The sequence below is a fragment of the Streptomyces sp. NBC_00328 genome (assembly GCF_036139655.1).
GTDB lineage: Bacteria > Actinomycetota > Actinomycetes > Streptomycetales > Streptomycetaceae > Streptomyces.
The window spans coordinates 7932195-7947572 of record NZ_CP108013.1; the positions used below are offsets into that span (position 1 = coordinate 7932195).

The 15378-nt window shown below is 71.3% G+C and carries 11 protein-coding genes and 1 pseudogene; 8 read left to right on the forward strand and 4 right to left on the reverse strand.

Going from position 1 to position 15378, the window contains the following annotated elements; genetic code table 11:
• The first annotated feature begins 114 nt into the window (after positions 1-114).
• The 5 genes from OG485_RS34600 (at position 115) to OG485_RS34620 (ending at position 6050) form a co-directional block, all read left to right on the forward strand.
• Positions 115-1653: a sugar ABC transporter ATP-binding protein gene (locus OG485_RS34600; RefSeq protein WP_328672499.1), complete on the forward strand. Its 1539-nt coding sequence runs from the start codon at positions 115-117 to the stop codon at positions 1651-1653.
• Positions 1650-2669 (forward strand): ABC transporter permease, encoded by a 1020-nt coding sequence (locus OG485_RS34605; protein WP_328672500.1) that lies wholly within the window; start codon positions 1650-1652, stop codon positions 2667-2669. The genes OG485_RS34600 and OG485_RS34605 overlap by 4 nt, the downstream gene beginning before the upstream one ends.
• A 20-nt stretch (positions 2670-2689) precedes the next feature.
• The gene (locus OG485_RS34610; protein WP_328672501.1) at positions 2690-3739 is read left to right on the forward strand and encodes a substrate-binding domain-containing protein; all 1050 of its coding nucleotides are present in this window, start codon (positions 2690-2692) and stop codon (positions 3737-3739) included.
• A gap of 82 nt (positions 3740-3821) precedes the next feature.
• A complete protein-coding gene (locus OG485_RS34615) occupies positions 3822-5033 on the forward strand; it encodes a Gfo/Idh/MocA family protein (protein ID WP_328672502.1) in 1212 nt (403 codons plus the stop codon).
• Between the two features lie 12 nt (positions 5034-5045).
• A complete protein-coding gene (locus OG485_RS34620; RefSeq protein WP_328672503.1) occupies positions 5046-6050 on the forward strand; it encodes a sugar phosphate isomerase/epimerase family protein in 1005 nt (334 codons plus the stop codon).
• 113 nt (positions 6051-6163) lie between these two features.
• Here OG485_RS34620 and OG485_RS34625 read toward each other — a convergent pair.
• The 4 genes and pseudogenes from OG485_RS34625 to frc form a co-directional block, all read right to left on the reverse strand.
• Positions 6164-6409 (reverse strand): annotated as a pseudogene (locus tag OG485_RS34625) (MFS transporter); the annotation flags it as partial.
• Positions 6410-6417: 8 nt separating this feature from the next.
• Complete coding sequence (locus OG485_RS34630) at positions 6418-7806, reverse strand: OFA family MFS transporter (RefSeq protein ID WP_328672504.1); 1389 nt, start codon at positions 7804-7806, stop codon at positions 6418-6420.
• A 123-nt stretch (positions 7807-7929) separates the two neighbouring features.
• The gene (locus OG485_RS34635) at positions 7930-10077 is read right to left on the reverse strand and encodes an acetate--CoA ligase family protein (RefSeq protein ID WP_328672505.1); all 2148 of its coding nucleotides are present in this window, start codon (positions 10075-10077) and stop codon (positions 7930-7932) included.
• A 1-nt stretch (position 10078) separates the two neighbouring features.
• A complete protein-coding gene (gene frc, locus OG485_RS34640) occupies positions 10079-11311 on the reverse strand; it encodes a formyl-CoA transferase (protein WP_328672506.1) in 1233 nt (410 codons plus the stop codon).
• Positions 11312-11475: 164 nt separating this feature from the next.
• Between frc and sucC the strand changes: the two genes are divergently transcribed.
• From sucC to OG485_RS34655, 3 genes are all read left to right on the forward strand, one after another.
• The gene (gene sucC / locus OG485_RS34645; protein ID WP_328672507.1) at positions 11476-12606 is read left to right on the forward strand and encodes an ADP-forming succinate--CoA ligase subunit beta; all 1131 of its coding nucleotides are present in this window, start codon (positions 11476-11478) and stop codon (positions 12604-12606) included.
• An 11-nt stretch (positions 12607-12617) separates the two neighbouring features.
• Complete coding sequence (sucD, locus tag OG485_RS34650) at positions 12618-13556, forward strand: succinate--CoA ligase subunit alpha (RefSeq protein WP_328672508.1); 939 nt, start codon at positions 12618-12620, stop codon at positions 13554-13556.
• Between the two features lie 141 nt (positions 13557-13697).
• Positions 13698-15302 (forward strand): aldehyde dehydrogenase family protein, encoded by a 1605-nt coding sequence (locus OG485_RS34655; RefSeq protein WP_328672509.1) that lies wholly within the window; start codon positions 13698-13700, stop codon positions 15300-15302.
• Positions 15303-15378 lie beyond the last annotated feature (76 nt).

Genomic DNA, 15378 nt, shown 5'->3' on the forward strand with positions numbered 1-15378 from the left:
CGCCGTACCCGAAATCCCCGCCCCGTACCCGAAATCCCCTGCTCCGTACCCGAACCCCCGCCCGTACGCGCACCGCCCGGCAACCGGCCCGCACGCCTGTCCGAGGGAACCGTCATGGCACCAGAACCACCGCTGCTCACCATGTCCGGCATCACCAAGTCGTTCCCCGGAGTCCGGGCCCTCGACGGCGTCGACCTCGACGTCCAGGCCGGCGAGGTGCACTGCCTGCTCGGCCAGAACGGCGCCGGGAAGTCCACGCTCATCAAGGTCCTCTCCGGCGCCCACCAGCCCGACACCGGCACCATCGCCTGGCGCGGCGAGCCCGTCACCCTCAGGTCCCCGATCGCCGCCATGCGCCTGGGTGTCGCCACCATCTACCAGGAACTCGACCTGGTGGAGGGGCTGTCGGTCGCCGAGAACGTCCACCTCGGACACGAACCCACCACCGCGGGGTTCGTCGTCAGGGGCAGGGCCGCCAGGACGGCGACCGCCCTGCTGCTCAAGCGGCTCGGACACCCCGAGATCGACCCGGCCCGCCTCGTCGGTGAACTCTCCGCCGCCCAGCGGCAGATCGTCTCCATGGCGCGGGCGCTCTCCCACGACGTACGGCTCATCGTCATGGACGAGCCGTCCGCCGCCCTCGACCCCGACGAGGTCGGCAACCTCTTCCGGATCGTCGGCGATCTCACCGCGGACGGCGTGGCCGTCGTCTACATCTCGCACCGCCTGGAGGAGATCCGCCGCATCGGCGACCGCGTCACCGTGCTGAAGGACGGGCGCGCGGTGGCGGGGGGACTGCCCGCCAGGTCGACCCCGACGCGCGACGTGGTGGCACTCATGACGGGGCGCAGCGTCGAGTACGTCTTCCCGGACCGGCCCCGAGCCCGGCCGCCGGGCGAACCGGTGCTGTCGGTCCAAGGGCTGTCCCGCCAGGGGGAATTCGCCCCGCTCGACCTCGACGTGCGCCCGGGTGAAATCGTCGGCCTGGCCGGACTGGTGGGCTCCGGCCGCTCCGAGATCCTGGAGACGATCTACGGAGCGCGCAGGCCCACCACAGGCCGGGTCAGCGTCGACGGGAAGCCGCTGCGCACCGGCAGCGTACGCGCCGCGGTGCGCGCCGGACTCGGACTGGCCCCCGAGGAGCGCAAGGCGCAGGCCCTGCTGATGCTGGAGTCGGTCACCCGCAACGTCTCCCTCTCCTCCATGTCCCGCTACGCGCACGGGGGATGGATCGACCGGTGGGCCGAACGCGGGGCGGCCCGGGCGGCCACCCGCGAACTCTCCCTGCGCCCCGACGATCCGGGCCTCCCGGTCAGGACCCTGTCCGGCGGCAACCAGCAGAAGGCCGTGCTGGCGCGCTGGCTGCTGCGCGGCTGCCGTGTCCTGCTCCTCGACGAGCCGACACGCGGTGTCGACGTCGGGGCGCGCGCCGAGCTGTACGCGGTGATCCGCCGGCTCGCCGACGAGGGGCTGGCCGTCCTGCTGGTCTCCAGCGAGGTCCCCGAGGTGCTCGGGCTCGCCGACCGTGTCCTGGTGCTCCGCGAAGGGCGGGTCGTGCACACGGCGCCCGCCCGCGAACTCGACGAACACCGCGTCCTCGACCTCGTGCTGGAAGGAGGCCCCGTGGCCAGTGAAGGGAGTCCGGCGTCATGACGCAGTTCGTGTCCCCGCCCCGGGACGGCACCGGCAAGGTGCCCGCCACGGGTGAAGTCCCCACGTGGCGAGCCGTGGTGGCCCACGCCGACGTCCGTACGCTCTCGCTCCTCGGCGTTCTCGCGGTCCTCGTCGTCATCGGCGGCGTCACCCGACCCGACGAATTCCTCGACACCCGCAACCTCCAACTCGTCCTCACCCAGGCCTCGGTGATCGGCGTCGTGACCGTCGGCATGACGTTCGTCATCACCTCCGGAGGCATCGATCTGTCGGTGGGCGCGATCGTCGCGCTCTCCTCGGTCTGGGCGACCACGGTCGCGACCCAGGAGTACGGCTTCACGGGCATCCTCGTCACCGCGGTGCTCGTCGGTCTCGGCTGTGGCCTGGTCAACGGACTGCTCGTCGCGTACGGCGGGCTGGTCCCCTTCATCGCGACGCTCGCCATGCTCGCCTCGGCCCGCGGCCTGGCCCTCCAGATCACCGACGGCCGGACCCAGATCGTCACCGTGGACGGCATCCTGAAGCTCGGCGAACGCGACTCCTACGTCCTCGGCGTCCCCCCGCTCGTCCTGGTCTTCGCCGTCGTCACCCTCATCGGCTGGCTGGTGCTGAACCGCACCACCTTCGGCCGGCGCACGGTCGCCGTCGGCGGCAACGCGGAAGCGGCCCGGCTCGCCGGCATCGACGTACGACGTCAGCGGCTCCACCTCTATCTGCTCTCCGGACTGTGCTGCGGCATCGCCGCGTTCCTGCTGGTCATCCTGTCCGGCTCCGGCCAGAACACCAACGGCAACCTCTACGAGCTCGACGCCATCGCGGCGGCGATCATCGGCGGCACCCTGCTCAGCGGGGGCCGCGGCACCATCACCGGCTCGGTGCTCGGCGTACTGATCTTCACGACGATCACCGACATCTTCGCGCTGAACAACCTCCAGAGCGACGTCCAGCAGATCGCCAAGGGCGCGATCATCGTCGCCGCGGTCCTTGTCCAGCGGCGCACAGCCAGCACGACCTGACACGGGAAGGGTCCACCGCCATGCCAGAACCCACGAGCCCGACCAGTCGCAGAGGACTGCTCCTCGGGACCGCCGCCGTCTCGGCCGGCGCCCTCCTCACCGGCTGCACCAGCAACGACACCAAGGACGCGAACCCCGCCGCGAACTCCGGGCCGGCCGCCGACGGCAAGCCCGGCAAGCACGTCACGATCGGCTTCGCCGGCCCCCAGGCGGACCACGGCTGGCTCAACGCCATCAACGACAACGCCAAGAGCAGGGCCGGGACGTACAAGGACGTCACCCTGGAGATCACCGAGGGCTCCAACGACACGGCCGCGCAGATCGGCCAGATCGAGACCCTGATCAACAAGAAGGTCGACGTCCTGGTCGTGCTGCCGGCCGACGGCAAGGCCCTGACCCAGGTCGGTCTCAAGGCGATGCGCGCGGGCATCCCGGTCATCAACCTCGACCGCGTCTTCAACTCGCCCCAGGCGTACCGGTGCTGGATCGGCGGCGACAACTACGGCATGGGCCTCAGCGCCGGCCACTACATCGGCGAGAAACTCAAGGGAAGGAAGAACGCCAAGGTCATCGAGCTCGCGGGGCTCGACAACCTGGAACTCACCAAACAGCGCACCCAGGGCTTCGACGCCGCTCTGGAGAACTACCCGAACATCACGAAGGTCGCCCGCCAGGCGGCCGAGTTCACCGTCGAGACCGGCCAGGCCAAGATGTCCCAGCTCCTGCAGGCCCAGCCGAGGTTCGACGCGCTGTGGAACCACGACGACGACCAGGGCGTAGGAGCGCTGCGGGCCATCGAGCAGGCCGGCCGCGACGGCTTCCTCATGGTCGGCGGGGCCGGAGCGCTCTCCGCCTTCCAGGCCATCGACGCCGACGACAGCGTCCTGAAGGCCACCGTCCTGTACCCGCCGACCATGGCCGCGTCCGCGATCGACCTCGCCCGCACCCTCGGGCAGGGCAAGGGCATCAGCGGGCTCGCCGAGTTCGAGATCCCCGCGTCGCTCACCCTCTACTCGGCCGTCGTCGACAAGGACAACGTCCAGCAGTACATGGCCACCGGCTTCAAGTGATGCGTCTCGCCGACACCCGGGCCCGGTCCGGCGGGACCGGGCCCCACCCCCACCGCGCCACGACGACGAGGAGGACCCCCGTATGGCACAGCCGGACCAGGGCGACGAGGCCGCGAAACCGCCCTTGGGCGTGGGCATGGTCGGTTACGCGTTCATGGGCGCCGCCCACTCGCAGGGCTGGCGCACCGTGGGCCGTGTCTTCGACCTGCCGCGCCGCCCGGTCCTCGCCGCCGTGTGCGGCCGCGACGAACCGGCCCTGCGCGCGATGGCCGGCCGGCACGGCTGGGGAGCCGCCGAGACCGACTGGCGCGCGCTGATCGCCCGGGAGGACGTCGACGTCGTCGACATCTGCACCCCCGGCGACAGCCACGCCGAGATCGCCGTCGCCGCGCTGGCCGCGGGCAAGCACGTGCTGTGCGAGAAACCGCTCGCGAACACCGTCGAGGAGGCCGAGGCGATGGCGGCGGCCGCGGCCGAAGCCGCCGCACGCGGCCAGATCTCCATGGTGGGCTTCAACTACCGCCGCCTCCCCGCCGCGGCGCTCGCCCGCTCCATGGTGGCCGGGGGCCGCCTCGGAACCCTGCGGCACGTGCGGGTGACGTACCTTCAGGACTGGCTCACCGACCCGGAGTTCCCGCTCACCTGGAGGCTCCGCAAGGAGAAGGCGGGCTCCGGCGCCCTCGGCGACCTCGGGGCCCACATCGTCGACCTCGCGCAGCACCTGGCGGGCGAGCCGCTCGACGGGGTCTCCGCGCTCACCGAGACGTTCGTCCGCCGACGGCCCCTGCCCGCGCGGGCGTCCGGCGGACTGTCCGCCTCCGGGCCCGCACCGGCCTCCCCTTCGGGCGCCGTCACCGTCGACGACGCCGCCCTGTTCACCGCCCGCTTCGCCTCCGGAGCCCTCGCCTCCTTCGAGGCCTCCCGCTTCGCCGCCGGCCGCAAGAACTCCCTGCGCATCGAACTCAACGGCGAGCGCGGCTCGTTGGCCTTCGACCTGGAGCGGCTCAACGAACTCGCGTACCACGACCACACCGAGCCGGCCGCCCACGCGGGTTTCCGGCGCATCCTCGTCACCGAACCCGACCACCCCTACCTCGACGCCTGGTGGCCGCCGGGACACGGCCTCGGCTACGAGCACACCTTCATCCACCAGGCCCGCGACCTCGTCCAGGCCATCGCGGAAGGGCGGCCTCCCGCACCGTCCTTCGCCGACGGACTCCAGGTCCAGCGCGTCCTCGCCGCGGTCGAGGAGAGCGCCGGGAAGAACTCCACGTACACCCCCGTAGCGGTCTGAGGAGGCCCGGAAATGCCGCGCGAATTCACTCTCTTCACCGGCCAGTGGGCCGACCTGCCGCTCGAGGAGGTCTGCCGACTCGCCCGCGACTTCGGCTACGACGGCCTCGAACTCGCCTGCTGGGGAGACCACTTCGAGGTCGACAAGGCGCTCGGGGATCCCGCCTATGTGGAGTCCCGGCGTGCGCTGCTCGACAAGTACGGGCTCAAGTGCCTGGCGATCTCCAACCATCTCGTCGGCCAGGCCGTCTGCGACGCCATCATCGACGAACGCCACAAGGCGATCCTGCCCGCCCGCATCTGGGGCGACGGCGAGGCGGAGGGCGTACGGAGGCGGGCCGCCACCGAGATGGCCGACACCGCCCGCGCGGCGGCCGCCCTCGGAGTCGACACCGTCGTCGGCTTCACCGGTTCGGCGATCTGGCACCTCGTCGCCATGTTCCCACCCGTCCCCGAATCCATGATCGAGCGCGGCTACGAGGACTTCGCCGGCCGCTGGAACCCGGTCCTCGACGTCTTCGACGCCGAGGGCGTCCGGTTCGCGCACGAGGTCCATCCGAGCGAGATCGCCTACGACTACTGGACAACACACAAGGCCCTGGAGGCAGTCGGCCACCGGCCGGCCTTCGGCCTCAACTTCGACCCCTCCCACTTCGTCTGGCAGGACCTCGACCCCGTCGGATTCCTCTACGACTTCCGCGACCGCATCTACCACGTCGACTGCAAGGAGGCCCGCAAACGCCTCGACGGACGCAACGGCCGGCTCGGCTCCCACCTGCCCTGGGGAGACCCGCGCCGCGGCTGGGACTTCGTCTCCGCGGGCCACGGCGACGTCCCCTGGGAGGACGTCTTCCGCATGCTGCGCTCCATCGGCTACGCCGGGCCCGTCTCGGTCGAGTGGGAGGACGCCGGTATGGACCGGCTCCAGGGCGCGCCCGAGGCCCTGACCCGCCTCAAGGCCTACGACTTCGAGCCGCCGTCCGCATCGTTCGACGCGGCGTTCTCGGGCAACGGGTAGCGGGGTCGGGGGACGGGGGCGGGGCCCGGGACGGGGGGCCGGGCCCCGTACACGGAAGCGGCCCTCCTCGCCGTGCCGCGAGGAGGGCCGCTTCCACCGGTGCCCGCGGGCGCTCAGCCGACGGGCTGTGGCCGGGGCGCCGAGCTGTCCGCGGTGCTGCGCCCCGGCTGCCGCAACAGCAGGGCGACCGCGGCCGCCACCATGGAGATGCCGCCGGCCATCGCGTAGGCGCCGTCGTAGCCCCAGGCGGCGACCACCATCGAACCGAGCCCGCCGCCGAACAGACCGCTGATCAGCTTTCCGCCGTACGCGCGCCCCCGGGCGCCGGGCTCGTCCGGCGAGTCCTTCGCCGCGACGGGTCCCGCCGTCATGACGTCATCTCCTCTCCGAGCGGCTGCGGATTGGGGACGACGCGGGACTCGGGCCGGTCCGGTGACTTGAGGAACAGGGCCAGTACGGCGGACGCCAGACCGATGGACCCGGCGAGCACGAAGGCGCCGTGGTAGTCCCACGCGCCGACGACGACCGCGCCCATGCCGGAGCCCACGAGGCCCGAGATCAGCTTCGAGCTGTACACCATCCCGTAGTTGGAGGCGTTGTTGTTCTCGCCGAAGTAGTCCGCCGTCATGGCCGCGAACAGCGGGAAGATCGCGCCGCCGCCGAAGCCGGAGACCATGGAACAGAAGAGGAAGAACGGCATGCTGCCCATCTGGCCGGAGACCAGCACACCGAACTGGGCGGAACCCAGCACCAGGCACACGATGATCAGCGTGTGGCGCCGTCCGACGCGGTCGGAGATCCAGCCGATGATCCCGCGCCCGGTGCCGTTGACGATGGCCTTCAGCGACATCGCCGTGGCCACGATCCCGCCCGCGAAGCCCATGTCCTTGCCGAACGGGACCTGGAAGGCGATGCCGAAGATGTTGATCCCGGCCGTGCACAGCAGACAGAACCACATCATCCACAGAACAGGGGTACGCGCGGCCTCCCTCGGGGTGTACTGCTTCACCGCCGGCGGGTTCTTCTCCAGCGCCCGCCGGACCTTCGGGTCGTCCGGAACCTTCAGCGGGTCCACGTCCGGCGGCCACCAGCCCTTCGGCGGGTCCTTGAAGAACCAGCCGGCCGCCGCGACCACCGCGCAGCAGAGCAGACCGACACCCACCAGGACACCCCGGTAGTTGCCCAGATCCATGTACGAGGTGAACAGGAAGACGAAGGGCACGGACCCGTAGGCGAAACCGCCGTTGACGAAGCCCGTCTTGCCGCCCTTGCGCTCCGGATACCACTTGCCGACCATGTTCACGCAGGTCGCGTAGACGAGACCCGCTCCGATGCCGCTGCACATGCCGAAGCCGAGATAGGCGACCGCCACATGTGGCGCGAAGGCCAGGGACACATAGCCGAGCAGGGTGCCCAGCGCGCCCAGCAGCATCGCCGTACGGGCGGGGAGCCTGCCGCTCTCGCGCAGTTGCCCGGCGGGGAAGGCCACGGCCGCCTGGAAGAAGATCCAGACGCCCATCAGCCAGAAGATGTGTCCGCTGCTCCACAGATGGGCCTCGTGCAGTGTGTCCTCCGCCGACGTGAACGCGTACTCGGCGGAGCTGATGCCCATCATGCCCGCCCAGGGCAGGAAGACCATCCAGGCGCGTTTTCGGCCCATGATGTCGATGTCGGTCTCACCGACGCGGTACACGCGTCCGTGCCGGTCCCTCACCTCTCGATGTGGCACCGATGTCGAATAGCCGGTGGTTGTCATGTCGATCGAGATCCCCTTGCGTCGAAAGATCTGGTCAGCGCCCCCTGCCACATGCCTTTCGTGCGCTCACGGGTCCCGGGGGCGGCCGACGCGCACCGTCGGCCGGCCCCCTGCGTCCTCATGTCATGAACGACCTCCCAACAGGCCCGCCGCACGCGCCCAGCGGTACTTCGCGCCGAGGACGGCCACCGGCATCTCGGTGGTGTACGGGTAGGCCACGACCCCCCGCTCGTACAGGTACCGGCACGCCTCCTCGACCTCGACGTCGCCCGCGAGCGACGCCACCACGGGCTTCTCGATGCCGCGTTCGCGGAACTCGGCCACCACGCGCGCGGTGAGTTCGGCGAAGACCATGGGAGGGGTCACGACGGTGTGCCAGTAGCCGAGGACGAGCGCGTGGACGCGCGGGTCCTCCAGCCCGAGCCGGATCGTCGCCTCGTACGTCGACGGCGGCTCGCCGCCCGTGATGTCCACCGGGTTGCCCGCGGCTCCGAAGGGCGGGATGAACTCCCGGAAGGAGGCGTCGAGGTCCGGCGGGATCTCCATCAGGGACAGCCCGTTGTCGGTGACCGCGTCCGACAGCAGGACACCGCTGCCGCCCGCTCCGGTGATGATCACGACGTTGTCGCCCCGGGGAGCGGGCAGCACCGGCAGGGCCCGCGCGTACTCCAGCATGTCGATCAGCCCGGGAGCCCTGATGACACCGGCCTGCCTGAGGATGTCGTCGTACACGGCGTCGTCGCCCGCGAGCGCCCCGGTGTGCGAGCCCGCGGCCCGCGCGCCGGCGGCGGTCCGCCCGGCCTTGAGGACGACGACGGGCTTCCTCGGGACGGTGGCGCGGGCCGCCTCCACGAAGGCGCGGCCGTCCTTGAGGTCCTCCAGATGCATCGCCACGCACCGGGTGTTCGGGTCCTCGCCGAACCAGGTGAGCAGGTCGTCCTCGTCCAGGTCCGCCTTGTTGCCGAGCCCCACGATCGCCGAGACCCCCGTCTTCGTGGTCCGGGCGAACCCCAGCACGGCCATGCCGATCCCACCGGACTGCGAGGAGAGCGCGACACCGCCCTTCACGTCGTAGGGCGTGCAGAACGTGGCGCACACGTCCTGCCAGGTCGAGTAGTAGCCGTAGATGTTCGGGCCGAGCAGCCGGATGCCGTACCGCTCGCCTATGGCCGTGATCTCGTCCTGGAGTCCTTGCTCGCCGGTCTCCGCGAACCCGGAGGGGATCAGGACCGCGTTGGGGATGTTCTTGCGTCCCGCCTCCTCCAGGACCCGGGCCACCGCCCGGGCCGGGACGGCGAAGACAGCGACGTCCACCTCGCCGGGGATGTCCGCGACACTCGCGTAGGCCTTGCGTCCCTGGATGTCGTCGGCCCTGGGGTTCACCGGATGGATCTCGCCCGCGAAGCCCCCGTCGACGAGGTTCTTCAGCACCGCGTGGCCGATCTTGCCCGGGACGTCCGAGGCGCCGATCACGGCGATCGACCGCGGCCGCATCAGCCGGTCCATGGAGGCGAGGATCTCGTCCCGGGTGTACCGGCGCCGGCCGGCCGGAGGGCCCGCGCCGAGAATCACGCGGATGTCCGCCGCGATAGCGCCCCGCGGGCCGGCGATCACCGGGTTGAGGTCCACCTCGGCGATCTCGGGGAAGTCCGTGACGAGTTCGGAGACGCGGCGGATCTGTTCGGCGAGGGCCGAGCGGTCCACCGCGGGCCCGCCGCGCACCCCGTGCAGGACCTGCGCGCAGCGGATCGAGTCGAGCATCGACAGCGCCTCGTCCGCGTCCACCGGCGCCAGCCGGAAGGTGACGTCCCCCAGCACCTCGACCAGCACCCCGCCGAGCCCGAAGGCCACGACCTTTCCGAACGTCGGGTCGGTCACCGCGCCGACGATGACCTCCTGCCCCGCAGGGATCAGCTCCTGCACCTGGACGCCGTCGATCCGGGCGCGGACGTCGTACGCGCGGGCGTTCTCGACGATCGCCCGGAAGGCCGCCCGCACCTCGGCCTCTCCCTCGACACCGACCAGCACACCGCCCGCGTCGGTCTTGTGCAGGATGTCGGGGGAGACGATCTTCATCACCACGGGGCCGCCGAGGCGTTCCGCGTGCGTGACCGCCTCGTCCTCGTCGCGGGCCAGCTCCTCGCCGGGCACGGCGATCCCGTAGGCGTCGGCGATCCGCTTGCCCTCCGGTGCCGTCAGCGCGGTACGCCCCTGGCGCCGCACGCCGTCGAGGAGCGCCCGCACCCGGGCCACCCGGTCCTGATCCGCCATCTCAGATCACCCCGCCCGACTTGAGAAGCCGCAATTCCTCGTCGCCGAGGCCGAGTTCGCCGATGTAGATCTCCTCGTTGTGCTCACCGAGCAGCGGGGAGGCGGTGATGTCGACGGGGGAGTCGGAGAGCTTGAGCGGGCTGCCGACGGTGACGTAGGAGCCGCGCTCGGGGTGCTCGACCTCGACGACCATGTCGTTGGCGGCGAGCGAGGAGTCCTCGATGATCTCCTTGGTCGACAGGATCGGTCCGCAGGGGATGCTCTCGGCGTTGAGTTTCTCCAGCACCTGCCATTTGGGCAATGTCGTGGTCCATTCCTCGATGAGCTGGAACATCTTGGCGAGCCTCGGCAGCCGGGCCCCCGGGGTGGCCCAGCCGGGGTCCTCGGCCAGCTCGGGCCGGCCGATCAGCCGGGTGATGGGTTTCCATCCGGCGGGCTGGACGATGACGTAGACGTAGTCGTTGGGGCCGCCGGGCGCGCACTTGACGGCCCAGCCGGGCTGGCCGCCCCCGGAGGCGTTGCCGGAGCGGGGGACCTCGTCGCCGAAGTCCTCGTTGGGGTACTCGGCGAGCGGCCCGTGGGCCAGGCGCTGCTGGTCGCGCAGTTTGACCCGGCAGAGGTTGAGGACGGCGTGCTGCATGGCCACGTTGACGCGCTGCCCGCGTCCGGTGCGGGTGCGCTGGAGGAGGGCCGCGAGGACGGCGGCGACGGCGTGGACGCCGGTGCCCGAATCGCCGATCTGGGCACCGGTGGCCATCGGCGGGCCGTCCTCGAATCCGGTGGTGGCCATGGAACCGCCCATGGCCTGCGCGACCACCTCGTACGCCTTGAAGTCGGTGTACGGGCCGTCCCCGAAACCCTTGATGGAGGCGTAGACGATCCGCGGGTTGATCTCGCGGATGCGGTCCCAGGTGAAGCCCATGCGGTCGATCGCGCCGGGGCCGAAGTTCTCCACCATGACATCGGAGCGGCGGATCAGCTCGGTCAGAAGCTGTTTGCCGCGCTCGGTCTTGGTGTTGAGGGTGATGCTGCGCTTGTTGCTGTTGAGCATGGTGAAGTAGAGGGAGTCGGCGTCCGGGATGTCCCGCAGCTGGGCGCGGGTGATGTCACCGGTCGGCGCCTCGAGTTTGACCACGTCGGCGCCGAGCCATGCCATCAACTGGGTCGCCGAGGGACCGGACTGAACGTGCGTCATGTCCAGGACCCGGATGCCTTCGAGAGCCTTGGTCGTCACAGGTCACCTCACTTGTCCGTTGCCTTGAGCCGCCCCGGTGCGGCGGCGGTGGGCCAGGTTCGGCACATTGCATACAGTCGACGAATACTGTATGAAGATTGTTATCCCGCATCCGATGGGTGATGTCCAGGGGTCGTGCACCACTTTCAGGACGGAGCCGAAACGTGGACCTGTACGAGCATCAGGCGCGGCAACTCTTCGAAGAACACGGCATCTTGGTGCCGCGCGCCGAGGTCACCGACGAGCCCGGCCGGGCGCGCGGCATCGCCCGACGGCTCGGCGGCCGGGTCGTCGTCAAGGCCCAGGTGAGGACGGGCGGGCGCGGCAAGGCGGGGGGAGTACGGCACGCCGAGGACCCGGAAGCCGCCGAACGCGCGGCGCGCGAGATCCTCGGCATGAACATCAAGGGCCACCCGGTCCGGGCGGTGATGCTCGCCCAACCCGTCGACATCGAGAGCGAGTTCTACGTCTCGTACGTCCTCGACCGCGCCGCCGGACGCTTCCTCGCGATCGCCTCCGCCGAGGGCGGCACCGAGATCGAGGAGGTGGCGGCGGCCAGGCCGGAGGCGGTGGCGCGCGTCCCCGTGGACCCCGCGGAGGGCGTCACCCCGCAGAAGGCCGCCGAGATCGTCCGGGCGGCCGGACTGCCACCGCGCTCCGCCGACGTCCTCGTCCGGCTCTGGCAGGTGCTCATCCGTGAGGACGCCCTCCTCGTCGAGGTGAACCCCCTCGTCCGCACCGCCCAGGGGCAGCTCATGGCCCTGGACGGCAAGGTCACGCTCGACGGCAACGCCCGCTACCGCCAGGCGCGTTGGGACGGACAGGAGACCTTGCGCGACGACCCGCTGGAGGCCGCGGCCGCCGCCAAGGGCCTCAACTACGTGAAGCTGGACGGCGAGGTCGGTGTCATCGGCAACGGCGCGGGCCTCGTCATGTCGACGCTCGACGTCGTCGCCGGAAGCGGCGCCCGCCCCGCCAACTTCCTCGACATCGGCGGCGGGGCCTCCGCGCGGATCATGTCCGACGGACTGTCCGTCGTCCTGTCCGACCCCGGCGTCAGGTCCGTCCTCGTCAACGTCTTCGGCGGCATCACCGCCTGCGACGCCGTCGCCGACGGGATCGTGCGGGCGCTGGACGCCGTACGGCCGACCAAACCGCTCGTGGTCCGGCTCGACGGCAACAACGCGGCCCGGGGCCGCGCCGTTCTCGCGGAACGGGCGCACCCCTTGGTGCACCAGGCCGCCACCATGGACGACGCCGCCCGCCTCGCCGCCCGACTGGCCCACATCAGCTGAAGGAGCGGGACATGGCCGTCTTTCTCACCGAGGAGTCCAGGATCCTCGTCCAGGGCATGACCGGAGCCGAGGGCATGCGGCACACCCGGCGCATGCTCGCCGCCGGCACGAACGTCGTCGGCGGCGTCAATCCGCGCAAGGCCGGCCTCGCCGTGGCGTTCGACATCCCTGGCACCGAGGGCCGGGGCAGTACCCCGCGGACCGTCCCCGTCTTCGGGTCGGTGCGCGAGGGGATCGAGGCGACGGGAGCCGATGTGAGCGTGGTGTTCGTGCCGCCCGCCTTCGCCCGTACGGCCGTGCTGGAGGCCGCCGACGCCGGGATCGGGCTCGCCGTCGTCATCACCGAGGGCATCCCCGTCCACGACTCCGTCGCCTTCTGCGCGCACGCCGCCGACCGGGGCACCCGTGTCATCGGCCCGAACTGCCCCGGCCTCATCTCCCCCGGACGGTCGAACGCGGGCATCGTCCCCGCCGACATCACCGGGCCCGGGAGCATCGGCCTGGTCTCCAAGTCCGGCACCCTCACCTACCAACTCATGCACGAACTCAGGGACATCGGCTTCTCCACCTGCGTGGGCATCGGCGGGGACCCCGTCGTCGGCACCTCGCACATCGACTGCCTCGCGGCCTTCGAGAAGGACCCCGACACCGAGCTGATCGTGCTCATCGGGGAGATCGGCGGCGACGCCGAGGAGCGGGCGGCGGCGTACGTACGCGATCACGTCACCAAGCCCGTCGTCGGCTACATCGCCGGATTCACCGCCCCCGAGGGCCGGACCATGGGCCACGCCGGGGCCATCGTCTCCGGCTCCTCGGGCACCGCCCAGGCCAAGAAGAAGGCCCTGGAGGCGGCCGGGGTGCAGGTCGGCGACACCCCGGCCGACACGGCACGGCTGGTCCTGGCGCGGCTGGCGGAGCGAGCGGCCCCGAGTGACGTCACTCATAGTTGATGTGAGGTGACTGCCGGAATCCGTCGGACCTCATACCTTCCCTGACGTACGCGACGACTGTTCGCGCCGGCCCGCGCGGCCTGCCGTTCCGGCGGGATCCGGGCCCCCGCCCCCGACTGTGCACCGAGAGCGGAGACACCCATGACAACCCACGACCCCACCCCCACACCGCCCACCCCCACGCCGGGCCATCGCAGCCCCCTCGCTCCCGCCCGCCTCGTCCTCAAGTCCGGCACGTCCTGGGCCGACGCCTGGCGGCGGTCCCTCGCCGTCGCCCCCGAGGCGTTCCGCGACGACCGGGTGCTCAACCTCTGGAACTCCGGCTGGCAGGCGGACGGCCGTGCGCTGCCCGCCACCAGCCCCGTCGACGGCGGCCCCATCGCGGGACCGCCACGGCTCGACGGCGCCACCGCCCAGGTGGCCGTCCGCGCCTCGCTCGACCAGCACCGCGCCTGGCGCCATGTGCCCCTCGCCGAACGCCGGGCCCGCGTGGCGGCGACCCTCGACGCGCTCGCCGAACACCGTGAACTGCTCGCCCTCCTGCTGGTCTGGGAGATCGGCAAGCCCTGGCGGCTGGCCCAGGCCGACGTGGACCGCGCGATCGACGGCGTGCGCTGGTACGTCGACGGCATCGAGCCCATGCTGGAGGACCGGACCCCGCTCGACGGGCCCGTCTCCAACATCGCGAGCTGGAACTACCCGATGAGCGTTCTCGTCCACGCGATGCTGGTGCAGGCACTGGCGGGCAACGCGGTCATCGCCAAGGCCCCGACCGACGGCGGTGTCGCGTGTCTGACGCTGGCCTGCGCGCTCGCCGTGCGCGAAGGCATCCCCCTCACCCTGGTCAGCGGCAGCGGGCGTGAGCTGTCGGAGGCGCTCGTGCGCGCGCCCGAGATCGGCTGCGTCTCCTTCGTCGGCGGCCGGGACACCGGCGCGGCGGTGGCCACCGCCGTCGCCGACCTCGGCAAGCGCCATGTCCTCGAGCAGGAGGGGCTCAACACCTGGGGCGTCTGGAACTTCAGCGACTGGGACGCGCTGACGGCGGTCGTCCCCAAGCTCTTCGACTACGGCAAGCAGCGCTGCACCGCCTACCCGCGCTTCGTCGTCCAGCGCGCGCTGTTCGACGACTTCCTCGCGGCGTACCTCCCGGCCGTCCACACCCTGCGCACCGGCCACCCGCTCGCCGTCGAGCACCCCGACGACCCCCACCCCTCGCTGGACTTCGGCCCGCTCATCAACGCGGCCAAGGCCAAGGAGCTGAACGACCAGGTCACCGAGGCCATCGACCGGGGTGCCGTCCCGCTCCACCGCGGCAAGCCGTCCGACGCCCGCTTCCTGCCCGGCCAGGACACGGCGGCGTACGTCCAGCCCGTCACGCTCCTCAACCCGCCGCCCTCCTCACCGCTGCATCACGCGGAACCCTTCGGACCGGTCGACACCATCGTCCTGGTCGACACCGAGGCCGAACTGCTCGCGGCGATGAACGCGTCGAACGGCGCGCTGGTCGCCACGCTGTCCACGGACGACGAGGCGACGTACACCCGGCTGGCCCCCCAGATCCGCGCGTTCAAGGTCGGCCACGGCAGGCCCCGCTCCCGTGGCGACCGCGACGAACTGTTCGGCGGCTTCGGCGCCTCGTGGCGCGGCGCGTTCGTGGGCGGGGAACTCCTGGTGCGAGCGGTGACCCGGGGCCCGGCGGGGGAGCGGCTGCCGGGGAACTTCCCGGAGTACCACTTGATGCCGTGAGCTCGGCCGGGCGAACGGGCGACGCGGTGACCCGGCGTGAGTCCCGTCGGCCGGGCGTGGTCCTGGGGGTGAGCGG